At 37.4% G+C, this 21,951-nt stretch carries 20 protein-coding genes; 4 read left to right on the top strand and 16 right to left on the bottom strand.

From position 1 onward, the window contains the following. Nucleotides 1-62 precede the first annotated feature (62 nt). Complete coding sequence (locus OE105_RS01745) at nt 63-1,388, top strand: pyridoxal phosphate-dependent decarboxylase family protein (protein WP_275421026.1); 1,326 nt, start codon at nt 63-65, stop codon at nt 1,386-1,388. 185 nt (nt 1,389-1,573) lie between these two features. After that, nucleotides 1,574-2,884, top strand: coding sequence for an MFS transporter (locus OE105_RS01740; protein ID WP_275421025.1), 1,311 nt, complete (start codon nt 1,574-1,576; stop codon nt 2,882-2,884). Nucleotides 2,885-2,951: 67 nt separating this feature from the next. Here OE105_RS01740 and OE105_RS01735 read toward each other — a convergent pair whose 3' ends face one another. The 6 genes from OE105_RS01735 to rlmD all read right to left on the bottom strand — a co-directional run bounded on the left by OE105_RS01735 (nt 2,952) and on the right by rlmD (nt 8,545). Further along, nucleotides 2,952-4,019, bottom strand: coding sequence for a protein arginine kinase (locus OE105_RS01735; RefSeq protein ID WP_275422065.1), 1,068 nt, complete (start codon nt 4,017-4,019; stop codon nt 2,952-2,954). Between the two features lie 28 nt (nt 4,020-4,047). After that, entirely contained in the window at nt 4,048-4,569 is a 522-nt protein-coding gene (locus tag OE105_RS01730) for a UvrB/UvrC motif-containing protein (protein ID WP_275421024.1), read from the bottom strand. 861 nt (nt 4,570-5,430) lie between these two features. Next, complete coding sequence (locus OE105_RS01725; RefSeq protein WP_275422064.1) at nt 5,431-6,057, bottom strand: SDR family NAD(P)-dependent oxidoreductase; 627 nt, start codon at nt 6,055-6,057, stop codon at nt 5,431-5,433. Nucleotides 6,058-6,526: 469 nt separating this feature from the next. Then, nucleotides 6,527-6,766 carry a GNAT family N-acetyltransferase gene (locus tag OE105_RS01720; protein ID WP_338030920.1) on the bottom strand — a complete coding sequence of 80 codons (240 nt, stop codon included), beginning with the start codon at nt 6,764-6,766 and terminating at the stop codon, nt 6,527-6,529. 188 nt (nt 6,767-6,954) lie between these two features. Continuing rightward, nucleotides 6,955-7,161, bottom strand: coding sequence for a hypothetical protein (locus OE105_RS01715; protein ID WP_275421022.1), 207 nt, complete (start codon nt 7,159-7,161; stop codon nt 6,955-6,957). Nucleotides 7,162-7,165: 4 nt separating this feature from the next. Further along, nucleotides 7,166-8,545 carry a 23S rRNA (uracil(1939)-C(5))-methyltransferase RlmD gene (gene rlmD, locus OE105_RS01710; protein ID WP_275421021.1) on the bottom strand — a complete coding sequence of 460 codons (1,380 nt, stop codon included), beginning with the start codon at nt 8,543-8,545 and terminating at the stop codon, nt 7,166-7,168. A gap of 438 nt (nt 8,546-8,983) precedes the next feature. On the opposite strand from rlmD, the gene OE105_RS01705 reads away from it, so the two are divergent. Further along, on the top strand, nt 8,984-10,264 hold the full coding sequence (locus OE105_RS01705) for an MFS transporter (protein WP_275421020.1): 1,281 nt from the start codon (nt 8,984-8,986) through the stop codon (nt 10,262-10,264). A gap of 393 nt (nt 10,265-10,657) precedes the next feature. On the opposite strand, the gene OE105_RS01700 is transcribed toward OE105_RS01705, so the two are convergent. The 6 genes from OE105_RS01700 to OE105_RS01675 form a co-directional block, all read right to left on the bottom strand. After that, the gene (locus OE105_RS01700; protein WP_275421019.1) at nt 10,658-11,635 is read right to left on the bottom strand and encodes a cation diffusion facilitator family transporter; all 978 of its coding nucleotides are present in this window, start codon (nt 11,633-11,635) and stop codon (nt 10,658-10,660) included. Nucleotides 11,636-12,048: 413 nt separating this feature from the next. Continuing rightward, nucleotides 12,049-13,365 carry a hypothetical protein gene (locus OE105_RS01695; protein WP_275421018.1) on the bottom strand — a complete coding sequence of 439 codons (1,317 nt, stop codon included), beginning with the start codon at nt 13,363-13,365 and terminating at the stop codon, nt 12,049-12,051. A 446-nt stretch (nt 13,366-13,811) separates the two neighbouring features. Then, a complete protein-coding gene (locus OE105_RS01690) occupies nt 13,812-14,726 on the bottom strand; it encodes a hypothetical protein (protein WP_275421017.1) in 915 nt (304 codons plus the stop codon). An 18-nt stretch (nt 14,727-14,744) separates the two neighbouring features. After that, a complete protein-coding gene (locus OE105_RS01685) occupies nt 14,745-15,818 on the bottom strand; it encodes a hypothetical protein (protein ID WP_275421016.1) in 1,074 nt (357 codons plus the stop codon). Further along, nucleotides 15,815-16,291, bottom strand: a complete 477-nt coding sequence (locus OE105_RS01680) for a hypothetical protein (protein ID WP_275421015.1) — start codon at nt 16,289-16,291, stop codon at nt 15,815-15,817. The genes OE105_RS01685 and OE105_RS01680 overlap by 4 nt, the downstream gene beginning before the upstream one ends. Beyond that, nucleotides 16,288-16,809, bottom strand: coding sequence for an RNA polymerase sigma factor (locus OE105_RS01675; protein WP_275421014.1), 522 nt, complete (start codon nt 16,807-16,809; stop codon nt 16,288-16,290). Before OE105_RS01675 ends, OE105_RS01680 begins: the two co-directional genes overlap by 4 nt. A gap of 502 nt (nt 16,810-17,311) precedes the next feature. Between OE105_RS01675 and OE105_RS01670 the strand changes: the two genes are divergently transcribed. Further along, nucleotides 17,312-18,496, top strand: coding sequence for an MFS transporter (locus tag OE105_RS01670; protein WP_275421013.1), 1,185 nt, complete (start codon nt 17,312-17,314; stop codon nt 18,494-18,496). Nucleotides 18,497-18,637: 141 nt separating this feature from the next. Here the strand turns inward: OE105_RS01670 and OE105_RS01665 are convergent, their stop codons facing one another. From OE105_RS01665 to OE105_RS01650, 4 genes are read right to left on the bottom strand one after another with little or no spacing between them, the layout of a single operon-like run. Continuing rightward, nucleotides 18,638-19,402 carry an ABC transporter permease gene (locus OE105_RS01665; protein ID WP_275421012.1) on the bottom strand — a complete coding sequence of 255 codons (765 nt, stop codon included), beginning with the start codon at nt 19,400-19,402 and terminating at the stop codon, nt 18,638-18,640. Then, nucleotides 19,399-20,319 carry an ABC transporter ATP-binding protein gene (locus OE105_RS01660; protein WP_275421011.1) on the bottom strand — a complete coding sequence of 307 codons (921 nt, stop codon included), beginning with the start codon at nt 20,317-20,319 and terminating at the stop codon, nt 19,399-19,401. The genes OE105_RS01665 and OE105_RS01660 overlap by 4 nt, the downstream gene beginning before the upstream one ends. After that, on the bottom strand, nt 20,319-20,519 hold the full coding sequence (locus OE105_RS01655) for a PLDc N-terminal domain-containing protein (protein ID WP_275421010.1): 201 nt from the start codon (nt 20,517-20,519) through the stop codon (nt 20,319-20,321). Before OE105_RS01655 ends, OE105_RS01660 begins: the two co-directional genes overlap by 1 nt. A 13-nt stretch (nt 20,520-20,532) precedes the next feature. Continuing rightward, entirely contained in the window at nt 20,533-21,642 is a 1,110-nt protein-coding gene (locus OE105_RS01650; protein ID WP_275421008.1) for a helix-turn-helix domain-containing protein, read from the bottom strand. Nucleotides 21,643-21,951 lie beyond the last annotated feature (309 nt).

Raw genomic sequence — 21,951 nt, 5'->3', positions numbered from 1 at the left:
CAATATTATATAATTATATTATTTTTATGAAAATCATAAATTTTATGAAAAGAGGTTTTACTATGAAACAACTTCCCGAATTCGGACGAAAAAAAGATGACCTTCTTAAACAACTAGATGAAGCAAAAAAACATGATGCGAATTGGAAGAACGGAAGAACGTGGAGTCTCGTTTATTATGCGGGGGAAGAAATTACCGAAATATCAAAGGAAGCATATATGAAGTATTTCCATGAAAATGGGTTAAACCCGATGGCCTTTCCAAGCTTACGGCGTTTTGAAACGGAAGTTCTTTCGATGACCGCAAGCTTATTCAACGGAGATGATCAAACGGTCGGAAGTTTAACTTCTGGTGGAACTGAAAGCATTTTGATGGCTGTTAAAACCTATCGGGATTATGCGAGAAAGATGAAGCCAGAAATTCTTGAACCGGAAATGATCTTGCCGATCTCTGTTCATGCTGCATTTGAAAAGGCTGCCCATTATTTTAACGTAAAACCGATTCACATCCCCTTAACTGATGACTTTCGTGCAGATGTAAAACAACTGGAAAACGCCATAACTAAAAACACCATTTTAATCGTTGGTTCTGCTCCTTCATATCCCCACGGTGTCATTGACCCAATTGAAAAAATGGCCGATATCGCAAGTATGCATAACATTCCTTTTCATGTCGATGCTTGTCTTGGAGGATTTCTACTACCTTTTTTACAAAAACTTGATTATGAAATACCGCCCTTTGATTTTCGAGTTCCGGGTGTTACTTCCATTTCAGCAGATATTCATAAATACGGATATGCGGCAAAAGGGGTTTCGACCATACTGTATAAAAATGATTCCTATCGAAAACATCAATATTTTGCCTATTCCGACTGGCCAGGTGGATTATTTGTTTCTCCGACAGCCACCGGAACACGACCTGGGGGTGCCATCGCTTCAGCTTGGGCAGTGATGAATTATATTGGAATGGATGGGTACATAAATTTAGCAAAAAAAACGATGGAAATAACTAAACAGCTATTGAATGGGATTCGTACAATCGATGAACTGAAAATTTTAGGGAATCCCGATGCCTCGGTATTTACAATTGCCTCAGAGGAAGTAAATGTGTATGCATTAGCCGATCGAATGGAACAACTCGGATGGCATATAGATCGGCAACAATTTCCAGCCTGTCTTCACTTTATGGTTACTCCTGCCCATGAACAAATTGTCGAAACCTTCCTTTCCGATTTGAAACGGGCTGTGAAAGATGTCAAGGAAAATCCGGAGAAATTCACTGAAGGAAGTGCAGCGATGTATGGAATGGCAGGGACGATTCCTGACCGTTCTGAAGTGAACGACTATTTAGTTCAAACATTAGATCAACTGATGCGACTGGAGAATTGATGGGATTTTTATTTCTTTATCTTAACGAACAAGGGGCTATTTAGACTATGTGATCGTTTCTAAAAGTTATAAGTGGTATGTTGTTAAAGAGAAAACGACGGATTAGCCGACCTTTTAAACGGGCAATGCCGTCGTGATTCAGAAACGAACGTGAAATTTTATATTTATACGAAGGGGTAGACAAAATGAAAAAAACATTCCTTCATAAAACTATTTACGGTGCAGGAGAAAGCGTTTCCGTAACAGGGATAACCGTTATCGGTCTTTACTTTTTATACTTTCTTACCGATGTCGTCGGTCTTACACCAGCTTTAGCAGGATCGATATTTATGATTGGGAGGGCATGGGATGCGATTTCCGATCCGATCGTAGGTTATGTTAGTGATCAAACGAAAACGAAATGGGGTAGGAGGAGACCGTATTTTATGGCTGCATCCTTTCCGTTACTAGTATTATTTCTGTTTTTGTGGTATCCGGTTGGATTTACTACCCAGTGGTCATTGTTTCTATATTATTCACTCATTTACGTTCTATTTATGACCTCTTTAACATTATTCCACGTCCCATACATTTCCCTTATTACAGAATACAGTACGGATTATGATGAGCGGACGAGCATTAATAATTATCGGATTTTCTTTCAATTATTTGTCGGTTTAATGGCAGCAACGATCCCTAAGCTCATTGCCGACCAGTACGGTTATCAACAAATGGGATTATATGTCGGATTTTTTATAGCGATCGTTGCTATCTTCATTTTTACTTTTACCCGTGAAAATCGGATCATTCAAAAGAAACGTCAAAAAACGATTTTTAAAGAATTAAAAAGTGTCTTTCAAAATCGACCGATGAGATATTTGTTATGGATTTATGTTGGAAGTTATGCAGCGGCAAACATTATCGAATCTTTCGTTATTTACTATATGAAGTATTACTTAAATCGAGAAATCGACATGCCAATTCTGTTTGTCGTTGTCATTGGAACAGGAATTTTGACCCTTCCCCTTTGGGCGGTGATCTCGAAACAAATCGGAAAAAGGCATACGTTATTGATCGGTTTATTTCTTTGGATTTTCGGGCAGGTCGGTTGGCTCGTCATCTCTCCCTCTTCCGCTCCATTTGTCGTCTATGTAATCGGGGTCATCGTAGGTGCAGGGTACGGGGTTGCCCACGTTCTTCCATGGGCAATGCTACCTGATGTGGTCGATGTGGACGAATGGGAAACGGGAGAAAAGAGGGAAGGAATTTATGCTGGGATCATGACCTTTTTTATGAAAATGGCTAACTCCATTGCCATCTTTTTCATCGGGATCATATTGGAATTGTCTGGATACATTGCCAATACAACCCAATCAGAAACGACATTACGCACCATTAAATGGACGATGGCAATCGCCCCGGGTATGTTTATTATTGTAGCGATCATCGCTACATTCCTCTACCCGTTTACAAAAGAAAAACATATGGAAATCCGCTCCCAATTGGAACAAAATTAATGAAATACGTTTCTACCTGGTTACTCTGTATACTACAATTGTAAGGTAATCTATAAAACTTAAATTTCTAAAAGTCTCTCGGTGCCAAACTTTCCCGGATAATTTTGGCTCTATATACGTCTCGATCTTCGGCATTCAAATCTTGCCCTGCAAATTGTTGTATAAAGGCCGGTTGTGTTCGAACCATCAGTTCGTTCATCGTATCTATACTCACTCCGCGAATAATATCTAGATCGATACCGAGTCTCACATCCGACAGCCGCTGGGCCGCTTCTTTTGAGTCAATCATCGTTGCAAAAGATAAAATGCCAAAGGATCTACTTATCAGATTGGTCAGGCTTCGACCGGACTCAGTCAACAGCCGTCTCCTCGCCGTTCGTTCATGTTCAATGATTTGGTTAACCACTCCATACAATGTATGGATCATCTCTTCTTCCGATTTCCCTAGCGTAATTTGATTCGATATTTGAAAAATATTTCCGTATGCATCACTTCCTTCACCGTACATTCCCCGAACGACCAAACCAATTTGATTCATTGCAAAAAAAATAGAATTAATTTGTTCTGTTATGACGAGGGCAGGCAAATGAACCATTACTGAAGCCCTGAGTCCCGTTCCGACATTCGTTGAACAGCTCGTCAAATATCCAATCTTTTCATCGTAAGCATAATCGAGTTGGGACTCAAATACGTCATCAATTTGCCCTGCCAAATCCCATGCCTTTTGAAGCTGTAATCCAGGGAGCATGCATTGAATCCGCAAGTGATCTTCCTCATTGACCATTATACTGATCGATTCATCATCACTTAAAATCACAGCACCGTTTCTAGAACTATTCGCTAACTGAGGACTGATTAAATGTTTCTCTACAAGTAAATGCTTTTCTAGATCATTTAACTCGCGCAAAGTAAACCATTCGAATTCTCCGAAGTTATGAAAATCTAATTGTCTTGAGGCTTGTAATATTTCACGTAGCGCCATATTTGATTGTTCGTGATTTGCTTGTATTGGAAAAACGTATTCGTGTAAATTCCGTGCCACGCGAATTCGACTACTAATGACAACGTCTGAGTCGGGACCTTCCCCTTTCATCCATCCGCTTGCCGCCTGTTCAATAAATCGATAAAAGGACATGGTCATTCACTTCCCTTCTCTGAAAAATTTATTGTCCAGCTACCCTTTTCTCGAGTTCTTGGATTTGATCGCGAATGATCGCTGCCTGTTCATATTTCTCCTCTTCAATAAGGGACTGTAGTTCCTTTTTCAACCTCTCAAGCTGCTGTTTGTCACGGATTAAAGTCTTCTTTCGTTTCGGTACTTTTCCGTGATGGGTTGCCGTACCATGATTCCGTAAAAGTAACGTTGGTAAACTGTCCGCAAACTGGATATAACATTCCACACAACCCGCTCGTCCGGTTTTAGCGAATTGGGAATAAGTTAAACCGCATTTTGGACATCGGGTATCCCTTACCAGTTCCTTTTCCATGATGGGAGAATCGCTCGGTTCACCCTCAAGTACATTTGACAATAGTTGTTCATTCAAAACTTTATTGGATATCCCTTTTATATTCTCTTCTTGTTTTTTTGCACACTGTTCACAAATATGAAACTCCTTCAGTTCTCCATTTACAATTTTTATAAAAGATGCTGAAGCTGGATGATTACCACATAATTGACAAAGCATACACTTTTCCTCCTTTCGAGCCGTTATTTCCCAATGATATTATGGCCTTCCCTTATTTACTCTCCTTCTGCAATTACGAATACATTCGTTTATGCAACATCATCCCATCATTCAAAAAGTGATCTGTTTTCAAATAGGTGTCCCGAGACCAATCATTCATTACTATCTCTTTTCTTTTAAAAAGAAATGCTTTTCGATTCATTAAAAACATTCAATTTCCAGAGCAAACCGTCTAGATTACTCTACTATAACTATCTGAAAATTACGCATTTATATTTTTCTATTATAAAATACATTTTTCACATAGCCAACAAGTCAGGGAGCATTCATTACAGCTTTTTTCGGATTTTTCGCCATTTGGAATAATAAAGAAAAGGGATGTATGGAATTCGTTTCAAAATTCTTTCACTTATGTAACTGATTACGGAAAAAAGAAAAGAACGGTTTCAAAGACTTACGTAAAAATGTATTTTTTTGAGTTGGAAGTGTATGCGGTAAAAATTTTTTCATTTTAATGGATGGAACGGGGTGAACTATATCTCTAAATGATGAAGTTATATGACATCCTACAAGTTGTGGCGGGATTTTAGTTTCGAATAAATTGAACTGATGAATAAAAAAAATAATTCTTTCCTACTTAACAAACCAATCACTTTCATCGTGATGGATATGAAGAACAAAAAAATCACTATTTTATCAGTTTTTTCTTGTTTAAGAAGTTGATTTTTTGTAAGAATTTTCACATAGTACCCTATCTCAGTCAGTTTTTTCACGTAAATAAAAAGCATCTCCTTCTATCATAATTTTGGGAATTGGAGATGCTATTACTTTCAAATGTAAGGCTATATTCCGATTATTTAATTACTGTTGGCTCCATCCACCATCAACCAAAATTGCTTGACCAGTTGTGAAATTGCTTGCTTCAGAACAAAGGAATGCAAGCATATTAGCGATTTCAACAGGCTTTCCAAGTCTACCTGCTGGTGTCGCATCGGTGAAGGCTTTCGTCATCTCAGGTGTGTTATTTTCAAGAATTGGAGTAGCAATAATACCTGGAGAAACAACATTCACTTGAATATTATGTTTGGCATAAACAATGGCAACTTGTCTACTCATCGATACGACGGCACCTTTCGAGGCAGAATAGCTTGGAAGCCCTTCTAAACCAACATGGGCTGCTAGGGATGCGACGTTTACAATTTTTCCTGCACCTTTTTCTAACATACCTGGTAATACAGCTTTCATCCCAAAGTAAACGCCCTTAACGTTAACATCCATCATTAAATCGAATTGCTCTTCCGTGAGACCAACAATATTTGTCGCTTCCGAAATTCCTGCTACACTACAAAGGATATCCACTTTACCGAATTCGGCTTCTGTTTTTTCCATCAATGTCCATTGATCCCATTTGCTAACATCTAATAGGCAAGCGATCGCTTGACCACCAGTTTGTTTAATTTCTTCCGCAGTGTCTTCCGCACCTTTAATATCGGCACATACGACCTTTGCTCCTTGTTTCGCAAAAGTGAAAGCGGTTTCTTTTCTTAATTTTGCTTCGAATTAGTCGTTTTAAGGGAATAGTCCTAATTCGCAAGGGGGTCTGCCATTCTGAAAATCAGCAAAACACGCAAAACCCATTGTTTTCTATACTTTTAAGTTATTTATTTCCACCATTGACATCAACACCACGCACTCCCCATGGCTCGAGATGATGATAAAGATGTTGTGAGGACTTAGCGATTCTTTGGCGGATGATATTTCTAATAATATTCTCGTATAATAGCTTATTATAAGATAAGAAATGGAGAGGCAAATTCCGCTCACTTCAATAATCATAGTTTTTTGCCGAAATAAATATCTGGTTTTCCTATTCCATTAGCATTAGGCATAACCACTATAATCTTGTATCCGATCTTTAAGTAAAAACGAGATTGATGAGTTCCTGCAGTGAAATTGTCTATTTTCCCTGGAAATCATCAAACAAATCAACATTTGCTAAAGAACATTCTCCGTCACCTATTTCATCATCAGCACCTAAATATATTGTCAAGCCACCTTGCTTTCTTGCTTCATCCTCAAGAGCAGTTACGATTGTTCTACCAATGCCTTGATTTCGCTTATCGCTTCGAACAGCTAATGGATGCAATTCGAATACATTTCCATTATACACTGGAAGTATTCCTCCCCAGCCGATCACAATATCATTTTCAACAGCAGCAAGTAAGGTGTTTTCTGCAACTTATGAATCTACAATTCATCATGTTGGTCTAGGAAAAACCATTAAGGTAAGGAATAGAGAACATTAGATATACACAAAATTCGATTTTAGACCATTATAAAAAACACCTAACCTCTCAGTTAGATGCCTTTTATATTCCCCAAATATTATTGATTTTCAACAACCCTTACTACTTCACCACCACAAGTTTCACATTTACCTTTAATAATTAAACCTAATTTATCATCTTCTATAGAATATTCAACTACTCTAACTGCACCTCTGCAATTTGAGCACCATACATTATTAAGTAGTCTTTCTCTAATATCCTTGGAAATCTTCATCCATTTTAAGTTAATTGGTTGGGTATTCATTGTATTATTTATCCTTCCTATATATTAACACCACCGTCTCCACATGCACCGTGTGGGGAAATAAATCGACCGGTTGAACTTCCTTTATTTCATAGCCGAACGGGACGAGTTCTTTTAGATCGGGGGCTAACGTATCCGGATTACACGATACGTACACAATCCGCTCCGGCTGTAGCCGACCGATTTTTCTCATCACCTTTCCTCCAGCACCTGAACGGGGTGGATCCAATAAAAGGAGATCCGGCTTCCCAAATTTCTCGGCAATTTCATCGATTCCCCGCCTTGCATCCTTTGCAAGAAAATGGGTATTTTCAATTCCGTTATCCAAGGCATTCCGCTTTGCCGATTCGATCGATGTCTCTACGATTTCGATTCCCGCAAGCTCCCCTACTTGTTTTGCAAAAGGAAGGGAAAAGGTTCCGACACCGCAAAACAGGTCGATCATTTTTTCCGTCTTTTGTGGTTGGGCCATCTCCAACGCCAATTCTACTAGTTTTTCCGCCTGCGTCGGGTTCGTCTGGAAAAAGGTGTCGAACCAGAGGCGATAGCGGAATCCGAGCATCTCGTCATAAATATAATCGCGACCTGAAAGGACATGGGTTTTTGAAGATTGGACCCGATCTGCCCACTCTCGATTTTCTAACCAAAGGAAACTTTTTACTTCTGGAAATTTCCGTTCAATGCGTTCCACTAAATCTTCAGCTTTTTTTTCCAATCGATCCGACGGCGGTTCCGTTGCGAACAATGCGAGCATCATTTCCCCTGTCGTAAAAGACTTGCGTACCATCAAATGCCTAAGTAAGCCTTCGTGCGTATCTTTATGATAGCCTGTTAATTGGTGTTCCTTTGACCAACGACCGACTTCCATTGCTGCATCCGCCATCCGTTTTCCAGCAATCAAACACGTCTCAAGGGGGATGATGTTTCGAAAATTGCCTTGTTCGTGTAATCCGAGGGAACCATCTGGTGCGAATGTAAATTCCATTTTATTTCTATAATTCCAAGGATGATCCATTCCAATCGTATCTCGAACGAGGTTTGGATCAAAGCCTTGCTCTTCAAAGACGTTTTTAACATGTTTCGTTTTTTCCTTTAATTGACCGGTATAATCCCAGTGTTGCCATACACAACCACCGCATTTTTCGAAATGAGGGCATGCCGGAGTTACCCGTTCTGGATGGACGCTCAATATTTCTTCGACGTCCGCTTTCTGTCTTTTTCGTTCTAGATTCGCTATCTTTACTTTTACCTGCTCACCCGGTAACGTTTGTGGAACGGTTAATCGCAGCTTTTTTCTTCTTCCCTCTTCCAATTCTCTCCAATAAACAGCTTGTCCGTTTCCTTTTCCATCTAGTTTTTCTATCTGTACGACGAAATTAGCCAAATATTCGTCCTCCCTTCCGTTTTCGTGGAATCCTTCTTTATATAAATGAAAAACGGGGATTTCTCCGTTTATCCCATTCTAATACATGCTTATTTATTATAGCCGATGGAAATTGATTTTCAAATCCTTGAAACAAAAACAAATTTCATACCAGCCTTTATCTGAGAGAAAATGTGTTGACAAAATCAATGTTCGTAAAAATGAGGAACAATGAACCGTTTCTATTCATTTCATTCTCGGAGAAAAACGACATATTTTTGTGAAAAAGGATGAATATTTTCTGTACATTTTTAATACTCGTTCCTTTTCAATTACAACGGGATGTTCCGTTAGATAAGAAAATGTCAAAAATATATATAAAATTTACAAAATACTTATTCTTTTAACATACAAACTCATTTATACTATTTGTATATAGATCATAAGGAGGGATTTTTTTTGGCAGGATATACGAAAAAAGAAAAAAGTTGGATGATGTACGATTGGGCGACATCTGCCTATTCCATTGTCATAACAACCGCCATTTTTCCGATTTATTATAAGAGCGTTGCCCAACAAGCCGGAGTTTCAGCTGCAAATTCAACTGCTTTTTATTCCTATTCCGTATCCATTGCCACATTTATTTTAGCTATGCTCGGACCAATTCTTGGGGCAATTGCTGATTACAAGGGAATGAAGAAAAAATTTTTCATCTTTTTCTTTCTTTTAGGTTCAATCTCAACCCTTTCCCTTTTGTTCGTACCGAGCGATCAATGGCTCCTGTTGCTCATAATTTATGTACTTACATCCGTCGGAGCAAGCGGTGCCAATTTATTTTATAATGCGTTTATCGTCGATGTGACAAAAAAGGAACGGATGGATGAAATTTCTGCAAGAGGTTTCGCCTTAGGTTATATTGGAAGCGTGATCCCCTTCGTCATTAGTATTGCAATTATTATTTTATCGCAAAATGGCATACTTCCCTTCTCCGCATCAGTTGCTAGTAAAATTGCCTTCTTCATTACAGCGGTATGGTGGATTTCTTTTACTATTCCGATGCTGAAAAATGTAACACAAATCTATTACGTCGAGCGGGAACCGAAAATCATTGTAAATAGTTTTAAACGCCTTGGGCAAACTTTCCATGACATTCGAAAATATCGAAATATCTTTTTATTTTTACTTGCTTATTTCTTTTATATCGACGGGGTCACAACAATTATTTCGATGGCTACCGTTTACGGAACAGATGTTGGGCTCGGTCAAACGGATTTAATCCTCGCCTTACTAGCTGTACAAATCGTCGCAGCCCCCTTTGCCCTTTTATTCGGGAAACTTGCGAATATTTTTGGAGCGAAAGTGATGCTTTATACAGGAATCGGTGTGTACACGTTTATTACCATTTATGCCGTATTCCTTGACACAGTCCTTGAGTTTTGGATTCTTGCGATGTTGGTCGCCACATCCCAAGGAGGAATACAGGCCCTTAGTCGATCCTATTTTGCCCAAATGGTACCGAAAGAAAAATCAAATGAATTTTTCGGCTTTTATAATGTTTTCGGCCGTTTTGCAGCAGTTTCAGGTCCCTTCCTCGTTGGAATCACAACCCAATTGACCGGAAATTCCTCCTATGGTGTATTTAGCCTTGTTATTTTATTTATCATTGGATTGATTCTTCTAATTTTCGTACCAGATACTAAGAAAGGGCATTCACCGATCGATGTAGCCCCGCCAAATTGACACACATCTTTATCGAAAAAGCGTTTTAGGAGATCATTGGAAAGATTCATTCAAAAATCGATTATCCAAATCCAATCTATAGATGAACAAAGTTTTTCGAAAAATGGAAGAGATAAGTAGAACAACCTCGTTTGCTTGTCTTTATAAAAGGGTGGAATGGCCCTGTTAAGAAAAAAGGGATATTGATATATAAAAACCTAATTCTACGGGTGAAAGGGAGACGGTTTGCGTATATTGGGAAGTAAAAGATGAAAAAGAAAACACCGATCTTTTGAATTGTGTGACTTCCGGAATTGATATCGTAACACATTCATTTTCCTGCAATAGAAAGGACATTCACTTATGATATAAATAGGATCATTCACGGGCATGATAACCGAAATATCATTGACTTCATTCAATCCGATTCGATGAATTCGTTTCATGTTCTTTTTCAGCCAACCATTCGTCAATTCCCTCCATCGGATCGATATGGATGACGATATCAATTCCCAATTCCTTTTTGATTCGCTGTTCTAATTCATGGATGAGAAAATGGGCAGCTTCGACATTTAAATCCGGTGGAACGACAACATGCATCGATGCATATTTTCTTCCAGGTCCATAATCATGCACATGTAAATCATGGGCAGCTCGGATTTTTTCACTATCAGAAATAATGGTATGTATTCTTTCGATAATCTCCGGATCAGGAGAAGAACCTAGAAGGAAATGAACGGAATCTTTCGCCGTTGAAAATCCAGTAAATATAATAAAAAACGAAATGATTAATCCAATGAATCCATCTATTGGAAAGTCGACAAACATACCTATAAAGGTACCGAAAATGACCCCTAGTGTTGCAATTGCATCATTTAAACTATCTTTTGCCGTCGCCATATTCATCGTCGATTGGATCGTTTTTCCAATAAACTTATTATAGGAATACATCCATAATTTAATGAAAACGGCTAGAAAAAGGATTGCTATTGACCATCCATTGACGATGACTGGTTCTGGTTCAAAGATTTTTTTTACAGAACTGATCATAAGCTCAAGACCTACAGCGAAAATTAAAAAGGCTACAATCAGACTAGCAATGTATTCGGATCGACCATGTCCATACGGATGTTCTACATCCGGTGGCTTCCTACTAAAATTAGCTCCTATAATCGTAATCAGTGATGATCCAGAATCGGTTAAATTGTTAAAGGCATCTGAAATAACGGCTATACTGTTAATCAAAACACCGGTGATGAGTTTAATGATAAATAAAAATATGTTACATATAATGCCGAGAACACCTGATAAAATTCCATACGATGTCCGTACTCTCGGATTTTGAACATGTTCGTAATCTTTGATAAATTTTTTTATGAAAAATTTAATCATTGAAATCACCAAGTTTTTATATATATAAATCCTTCAGGGACAGAGCCGTATTTAGCTTATCATACTTTCATAAGATAGAAAATAGTTCCCCTTTTCATCCTGAGTTTTGCTTATCCTTCTCATCATGGAAATATCGCTTTATTTTATTTTTACCTACTCCTGTTACCATGTTTCTTCTATAAATCATTTTTGATTCCTTTTCAACAAGGAGGATCCGATTTGAACAAGTACGGGAAAAAGGGACTGGGTTTTCGAAACTTGTCCAATCTTATAGACTCCAATCCATCGTTTGTTGTACTAGGATAGTCTCTAACCTGATTAAAAAATAAAAGGAAGTGAGGCAAACCATTCGCGTTTTCTCCACTTCCTTTATTGTAAATAATTCAAAAGGCATCTTTCGTTACAATGGGAATTTACTTAGCTGTTAAATTTTTATATTTTCCATACACTTTATACCAGGAAAACCCATGACCGGTTTTAAAATCGAACGTCCATGTATTTTGGCTCGAATGATTTAAAGTGACTGTTACACCAACTGTAATTCCATAAACCGATGTGGATGCTTGATTACTGAAAGATTGGGAACTTTCCTGTTCAACTGTGTGCTTTGACCCAGGTAGATATTGAATTCCGTTGACAGAATCGTAATTTTTCCCATTTCCTCCAACTGAATTCCCAAAATTCGCCCCACCAATATATTTTTCCCTTCTCACTTGCGTATATCGATCGGCATTATTTTTTACGTTAATATATTCAACTTTCGCCATTTGAACTTCTTGTTGTGCGTGCACGCCTTTTGCAGTTAAAGAGGAGGCCGTTCGTTTTGGGAAAATGGTCGTTGAACGAAGTATGTTGGAAATCGCTCCACTACTCGTCACCGTACCAGCTTTTGTTACCGTCTTCGATTGAATGGAAACTGTCGAGCTTTGGGAAGTACTAAGGGAAAAGGTTGTATCCACACCTTTGATCGCATGGACTTGGGCAATATTCACCCACTTATTAAAAGTTTCCTTCGACCCAACTTTATAGATTGGACCGACACAGGCTATACAATCGATGGATTGCTTTGACGAGACAACATCCAACTCATTGATGGTATCTCCTCTTTTAATAAACTCGATATTTAATCCGTTTTTCAGATCGGTACTTTTCATATACGCTAAAACACCATTTAATAAATTCGCGTTTGCTTTCGATAAATCATTAATATAGAAGCGAGTAAAATCATAAAAGCCAACATAATCTTTCGTTGAAATGATGACCATATAATCTGCTTGGAAAACGGGATAATCTTTATTTGCCTCCAATATATGTTTTGGAGTCTCAAACGTCAGTCCTTCTAATTCGCGCAACGATTTAACTGTTTTAAACATGATTTGCTTATTCGTAGCGAGATCAAAAATTTGGATTTGGATTAGACTCGGATCCTTCTCTAATAAAGCCTTTAATTCGCTCGCTTTGATTTTTTTATTGTTTTCATCTTGCAACTTTGAAGTTGATTCTTCAAAATCTCCTTTTTCATTGGATAACTGGGTATTTTTATAATTTAGGTGGATTTCGTTATTGGAACGGGCTAAAGATTTTAATAATTTCTGATCGCTGGGGGTAAACTTTTCTAATTCGCTTGCCTCAGAGGTAAAAATTTTTGGTATTAAAAGAGAAGAAATAAGAAGAAAGATCACAAGGAAACATACCGTAAAAAAGGTGATGAACGCTCGTTTATTTTTCAACAAACTCTCCTCCACGAAAAAATATACATAAAATTGTTAAGCTAATTATAGTATATTACGTATGCTTCTGCAATGAGATTGCAAAAAATTTAGAAAAGTCTATTATCATTAATTCCTTTTTACATCGGGATTGATCGAATATTGATTTGTTATCATTGATGACATGCTGGATGAAAGTATAGTTTGAGTCACTTTATTATGATAAAGGAGGAAGAGGTTCATCTAGCCAAAAAGGTATTCAATATAATAAGAGGAAATGATTTTTGATCGTGTAACGGACACATTAGGCGAATCACTGTACATTTTCAAGTTGATCCCATCTATATTTTTAAAGATCCGAGAAGGCCTCTTCTGAAATGTGGTTAACATTCAACCTTTATTTCCACCGAGTGCCTTCCCTTGTATCCATCAGATTAGTCACTTCTATTGGAAACATGTAAAACCATTCATTTTTCTTCCACTACTTGTACATGTTCCGCTCCATTCACAAATAAATGATATGTTCCGTCCCCCATTTTATAAGAAGCACTTTTAATTGAACGATTATAACCGGTAGGAGTATCTTTATCATATGGTTCAATTTCCCAGGAAATACTTTCAGAATTTACCCGATTTACTTTTTCCGCAATTACCGTGACATTATTATCCTGAGATAGAACAACATTTAATTCTGATGTTTGATTGATATACCAATCGCCCATCATCTTCCTCGTTCGAAGGGTAATTTCTTGATAATTTCCGTTCACCTCCAGCGGTAGATCGTACGGCACGATTACTGTCACATCCATTTGATGTACCGATTGATAACGTGTTGACGGTGGTTCCTTTACGGTTATATACAATGTATCATCAACTTTCACCGATTGAATAAAGTTTTCCATCCTTTGAAATAAATTCGAATCTTTTTTTATCTCTGTTCGAATTGTTCCAAAAGCAACCAAATTCGTTCCTTTCGTCGTTTCTATTTTAATCGGTTGTCTTGTATCAAGAACGATTCGCTCCACATCTTTTACCGATTCGGTAAATGTGGGTAGATCTACCGTCTGAACTTCTGACGATATGACTTGCTCGATTTTTCCCAAAAGCCCTACGGAATGTAATGAAAGGATCGCTACTCCGACAAACCCGATGGTTCCAACGATCATTATACTAAATACATCATATTTAATCGGGGAATCGAATTTCCGATTTAAAACGACGTACACCAAAATTTCGATTCCGAGAATGATAAAAATGACCGGCCACCATCCTTTCATCACAGTGACCAAATCAATTTTTACTATACGAGATAAAAGTAAACAAATCCCTAAACCTAACAACGCAATTCCCATGGAAAATGTACCTACTCGCCAAGTCCTCATCCTTCATCCTCCACATCTTTATTCCATTCGGTTGTTTTCTTCCGAGCCAGGTGTATGCTTTTTACTTCCTAACAACAATTTAATCCCACCAATGATGAACAAAAGGGAAACAATGGCCGTTTGGAAATATTGATCGAACCAATAATCGATCGAAATTTTATAAAGGTCCCGAATGATCGGATCTAAAATCGGAAATAGTGTATTTTTTGCCAAGTAATATAGACCGATAAATAGAAAGGCCACACCGATCCATTTTTGATGATTGACAAAATAATTAAAAACCGGTTCATCATCGATCTTTCCATCTTCATATGTGGATGCTTTTTGTAGCCCATCGAAGAAACTGTAAAACCAAAGAATCGGAATGACGAAGAGAAAGAGACCCAATCTTAAAAAATCAAGCAAATAGATGGCAAGGAAAAAGATGGCCAACAACTGAAATCCCCGTTTTTGATAACCTAAATACAAATGACCAACGCCAGGAATCATCGACAATACTTTTGCCACTGTTTTACTTTTCCTTCCATTTTCCCTACTTTCTTCAAAATCCTCCAAAATGCTTCGATCGATTAGCTCCTCCCCTTTTTGTTTTTTCGTTAATTGATTCATCACATCGAAGAAAGAGTAAAACCAAATAACAGGGAGAATCAATCCGAAAACGAGAAACTCTTCCATTCTTAATAGCAAGGTAACGAAAAAAACCATGATCCCCGTTCCAAAAAAGGCGAGAAGAAAGGTAATTCCTCTGTTCATAAGTCCTAATTGGAAGTGACCTAATCCTGGGATGAATGAAAGGATAATTGTGTAAAACCTTTCCGATTCAAATGATCTCGATGTTTCTCCACTTGTGTTTCCTTGACTTTTCAATAGATTCGATGATGAAGCAATCGTATCAACAAAACTGATGAAATACAGTAGAAATGCTAAGATTAAACCTAAAACAAACAGTTCCCCATAGTAACCAAAAATGTAAAAGAAAACGGGAATGAAGAAAATACCGATTAAATAAAATATTCCCCGCAATTTCCCTAAATAAAGTAACCCGCCACCTGGAAAAAAGGATAAAAGAAAAGCGATGATGGGATTTTTCATTCTGTTTTCGCCTCCTCCGCATGCTCTTTAATCGAATCTAAAAGGGATAACGTTTTATTTAACACATTTTCTGTCACAGATTCATTCTGTTCGAATCCCGTTTTATGAACATTTCCAATACTTTCAGATAATTTTTCAAACGTTCCTGAAAACATAAGTAAAATGGTTAAACTTGCAGCGATGGTATAGTGAATCATCGTTTGTTTTACATACGCTTTTTTCTGTTTCTTCCTTCCAGTGTCAAATGTTATTTCTCTGTCTATTTGTGAAACTTTTTCCATCACTTGATCGGTAAAGGCCGTACCGTTTGTCATCGGCGGCACGGTTTCATCTTCAATCATGATTTTCGAAAAAATAGCCAAGCATTGGTCACAATGATAAAGATGATGCTCCATCTCTAAGTAAACATCTTCCCGTAACTCGCCTTTTGCAAAAGCCACCCATTCCTTCATCGAATAGTGGGGTGTATTCATTGAAATTCTTCCTCCTTCCAATGTTTTTTCATCCATACTCGGGCACGGTACAGCCGTACTTCAATCGTTTTTTTCTTTACGTTCTGTTCCTCAGCCAATTGTTCAAAGGTTTTTCCTTGAATATAATAGCCATACACTACATCTCGATAATTTCCCGGGAGTTTGTTAATTTTTTCGTAAATTTGTTCCCTCAATTCCCTTTCGATGACTCTTCGTTCAGTGGGATTTTGATTACTCATTTTTTCAGGAATTGCATCGGTAATTTCTTCCCGTTTTCGATATGCCTTCCTTTTCATATCGATACAATGATTAACAGCAATTCTTGAAATCCATGTTTTAAACCCTTGATTTTTGTAATTGGGGAGAGATTTATATATTTTAATAAATACTTCTTGGGCCGCATCTTCTGCATCTTTTTGATTCCGTAAGATTCCGTAGACGATTCGGTAAACGTCGTCCCGATACATTTCCACGAGCATCCGAAAGGCGTGGTGATTGCCGGCCCTTGCCTTTTCCACTAGAACCTCTGGTTGAATGGCTCTCCCCTCCTTTTCCCTCAAAAGGTCACGATACGTATGTCCATTATAATTTGATCTAAAGTCAATGTTTACTAATATAGACGACAATTTTTTTAAAAACTCTACAGAAAAAGAAAAAAATGGGCACCCTTTTAAGCGGTTGTCTATTTACGATTTTTACCGTTTGGAAACAGGTGGATTGTAAAGGAAGTCGGAGAAAAAGTGGGTATTCAATGATTAATAAAGAAAGGAGAATGATTGAAAAAATTCGTTGTGGACAAGTTAAAATGGGAGGAAACAAAATGATTTTCCTGATACTAAAAAAATTTCGGGTCAAAATATTATAAGATAAAATTTTCCCATTCCAAAAAGGATAAATTTGTGATATCATCATCGTTATTATTGCAAATAATCGATATTCTAAAAGGGCGCAGATGGCCTGTTGTCGATTATGTTTATCTTTTTTCAAACATATGACTAGCAAAAGGAGATTCTGATTCCTATGGAAAAAAGACCATCACAAACATATACGTTAAGTTTGTTACTAATGAATATATGTATCGCCTTTTTAGGAATTAGTCTCGTAATTCCAGTGATGCCGACGATCATGAACGAGTTGCATATTTCCGGAACGGTCGTTGGATATTTAGTTGCTGCTTTTGCCTTCACACAACTGATTTTTTCTCCCATAGCCGGTCGAATGGCCGATCAAATTGGAAGGAAACCGATGATCGTCATCGGTCTTTTTCTTTTTGCCATATCGGAAGTATTATTTGGAATTGGAAATACTGTCGAAATCCTTTTTGTTTCACGTATCCTTGGAGGAACGAGTGCTTCCTTCGTCATGCCTGCAGTAACAGCGTATATTGCTGATATAACATCATTAAAAACACGACCGAAAGCACTCGGGTATATGTCTGCTGCGATTAGTACCGGATTTATTATCGGTCCGGCCATCGGAGGTTTTTTAGCAGATTTCGGACACCGGATTCCCTTTTTCACAGCAGCTGGATTAGGCGGATTTGCTTCATGCCTTTCATTCATTTCTTTACGGGAACCGGAAAGGAATCCCGAAAATAAAACCGGAACCATTCAACGAGACACAATGAAAAAAGTGTTTACACCGTTGTTTTTGATTCCGTTTGTAATTATTTTTATCACATCCTTTGGTCTTGCATCCTTCGAATCATTGTTTTCCTTATTCGTTGATCATAAATTCGGTTTTACACCGAGGGATATTGCAATTATGATTACAGGAGGTGCAATTATTGGTGCAGTTGCTCAAATTTTTCTATTCGATCGAATGACCATTCATTGGGGTGAAATTCGTTTAATTCGTTACAGCCTTCTTGTCTCCGCCACCTTAGTCTTTTTTATGACGGTGGTAGACATGTATTTGACCATTATGATTGTTACATTTACTGTTTTTATCGGTTTCGATCTGTTGCGTCCAGCTATTACGAATTATTTATCAAATATTGCAGGAGATGAACAAGGATTTGTCGGTGGTATGAATTCGATGTTTACCAGTCTCGGGAATGTATTCGGTCCGATCGTTGGTGGCATACTCTTCGACATCGATTTAAACTATCCCTTTTATTTTGCAACGGTAATTATCGCCTTTGGAATCTTTTTAACCATCTTTTGGGAGAAACCGAAAAAAAAGGTTCCTGAACACATTTCATAAACGCTAGTTTCACCTTTTTCAACATTGACTCAAATCCAATATGGGGATGAAACATATTGATCTTTTTTTGATTTTGATATTCATTTCAATCGTAATCAATGTGAAATTTTCACACAATTTTATATTGGTTTAAAAGGGTATTTACACTTTCTTTTCCTTAAAAAAATATAAAGCGAAAACGAGTATGGTTGTAGTTAGCAAGACGGTTAAACCAACTGTACCAATCCGTTCACTGACTAACACTTCTCCAGTTAGTATTTCAAGATTATCGGTAGCGAGGGATACGGGATTGTATTTTTGTAATGCTGAAAAACTGTTCGCAATAAGACCTATTACCAATAAAACGACCGTTAAAAGAAGTCCACCGTAGTTCCCTGTCGTCACTGTCCCGGAAAAAAGGATGAGGGCTAGGACAAAGGCACCAAAAAGCCATAGGGAAAATAAAGAAAAGAACAAATGATCAAAAGATGTTTTTTCAAATAAATAGATCGTATATACATGATTTATTATAGTTCCGATGAGAAAGAAAAGGCTCCAATGAAAAAGGGCCACCGTGTATTTCGCCAAAATAACCGCATTCCGAGATAATCCCTTTGACAAAAGAATCGTTAACGTTCCTTTTGTCAATTCGTTAGATAAAATACCACTATATACGAGGAGGAGGACGATAATCCCCATTTGGCTCATGTTTTTAAAAAATTGACTGTACGCATCCATTCCAGTCGGTTCAGGTAAAGTTATGGTCAATCCGCCCATCTCGAGAATGGAAAAAATATTCGGCAGAAGCTTCGCCAAAAGGGGACTGGACATACCGATAAAAAGGAAAGTGGACAATAAAATAATCCATTTATAATTTCGTGTAAATTCAATAAGTTCTTTTTTAACAAATGCTTTAAATCCTCTCATCCTTTCACCACCTCCAAAAATACATCTTCTAATGACGGTTCAATTAACTCATATTTTTTTAAATTCCATCCTTTCATTGAAACAATCTTCAGCAATTCATTTGTGTTAGAAGGATGGCTCGTCAATTGGACAGAAAGGGTCATTTCCAATCGTTCCAATTTAAAAACAAAGGGCAAATCAACCAATACCTTTTCTGCCTCCTCGGCATCTTTAGCGTTGAAAAAATCCATACGAACCCCCATTTTACTGTAATTTTCCTTCATTTCCGACAAATTTCCTTGCAATAGCAATTGCCCTTGATTCAAAATTCCAATTGTGTCGCACACCTTTTCCACATCGGATAAAATATGGCTAGAAAAAATAACGGTCGTTTTTTTTGTAACGTCCCGTAAAATATCTAATATTTCCTTCCTTCCCATCGGATCCAATGCAGAGGTCGGTTCATCACAAATTAGGAGTTTTGGTTCATTAATCAATGCTTGAGCGATGCCAAGTCTTTGTTTCATTCCTCTAGAAAAACTACCTATTTTTCGATTTACCCCTTCCAATCCGACAAGATTCAATAATTCCTCTGTTTTTTTCTTAATTTGACTAGATGGAAGTCCCGTTATTTCACCGCATAATTTCAAGTATTCTTTTGGAGTTAAGTACCCGTAAAACTCCGGAACATCCGGTAAATAACCAATCAATCGGTTAGTCTTCGTGTTACCATAAATAACTTGTTCGCCACAAACAGTCATTTTTCCACCGGTCGGTTTTAATAATCCGACAATCAGTTTCATTGTCGTCGTTTTTCCGGCACCATTTTTTCCAATTAATCCGAAGGCGGAATGTTTCGGTACTGAAAAACTGACATGATTTAAAACAGTTAATTCTTCAAACTTCATGGAAACATTGTCTACCTTTAACACTTCCATCAATCATCGCCCTTTCCAATGGAAAAATATAAAATAGGACCGATTATTTGAACTAATAAAATAATCAAAATCCACATCAGTCGATTTCCAAATCGATATTGGTCATGCCTAACTAAGTGAATAAGTGCAACAGCTGCTAAGATTAATTCAATCATTAATATTGGAATAATCAGTGGCAAATATTCTATCAACTCTTCCATACTTTAATCCTCCTTACAGTTGCTTTAATTTTTGCACGATTCGTTGATATCTTTCCTCCCCGTGTAACGGAGCAAAAGTGGGATGATCGATAACAGATTTTTTCAAATCTTGTAAAATGACTTCCGAGTTCCGCGGTGCGTCTTTCCCCAAATCCAATTCATCAAAAAAGTCCTCCAATTGATCAAAAAGTGAATTCCCTTTCAGTTGAAACGGTAATATGCCTGGTTTTAACAGTGTATCCACATATTTTTCCAGCAATTCCAACGCCCTTTGCTTTTCGTTATGTCGTAAATAAATTTCTGCTCCCAGATATAAAATGAATAAAAGGTCAGTGGGTCGAAATTGTTCGATTCGAAATACTTTCCCCAATTCTATCGCCTGTTGGAAAAAATCTTCCATTTTCTCCAATTCATCACTATAAAGAGAGATTAAATCCGGATATGCTTGAAAGATCCCTATTAAATTTTTAAAAATTTGCGCTTGCAAAAGTCCCTTTGCCTTTTCGTAATCCCCTTTCATTTGATAAGCTTTCGCCAAAAGCACATCTTCATTCATCGGCAATTCCTTCACGTCTTCCAAAATTTCAATGGCCATATTCGGTTGACCGAGGGAAAGATGGCAGATAGCTTTCAAATGGAGTGCCTGCTTCGATAAGACAGGATCATCTCCAAAATTAATGATTCGATCAAAAATCCGTATCGCTTCTCGAAAAATCGAATCCGTTTTTTCCCTTGTTCCTGAAAGATGAGCATGATTGACAAGTAACGTACCGATTGAAAAAAGAAGTCGCCAACAGGATGCATATTTTTTTAAATAAACATGGCATTGTTCATAAACTTGGTCAAAGGATTCTGTAGCAAAGGACTTTGCTAATCTTTTATATAATTCGTTGATTTCCTCCTTTGTCATTTCGGATTCATAGCCAAGTAAATCATCGATCGACATGTTGAAATAGGAAGCGATTACCGGTAGCAAGGTGATATCAGGATAACTTTTTCCCGATTCCCATTTGGATACGGCAGGTTTTGATACACCTAAATAGTTGGCAAACTGTTCTTGTGTAATGCCCAATTCCTTTCTTTTTGCAACTAAAACGTGATGAATTTGAATCCGAACTTTCATCGTTGTTCCCCCAATTCTCCGGTTTAAACAGACGAAAAGATCATGTCAGAATTTATACGTTCCATAACCTTATTACCATTGTATTTCCCGCCCATTTGTAAAACAATGGAAACCTAGTATACTTTGGTTAAATTAGTTAACTATAAGTTAACTTTTCTTTTGATTTGAGTGAAAATTTCAGCGGCATGAATAGAATCATCTTTTGAGTTCCAATTTTATACATAAATGGAAACAGTAAGTAATCTAGTTTATAAAATATTTTTAGAAAAAAATACACCGGTATAAATCCGGTGTAAAAAAAACGAATCA

Origin of the sequence: Fervidibacillus halotolerans (assembly GCF_026547205.1) — a bacterium.
In the GTDB taxonomy this organism is placed as follows: domain Bacteria; phylum Bacillota; class Bacilli; order Bacillales; family Caldibacillaceae; genus Fervidibacillus; species Fervidibacillus halotolerans.
This window is presented reverse-complemented; position numbering and strand designations above follow the sequence as displayed.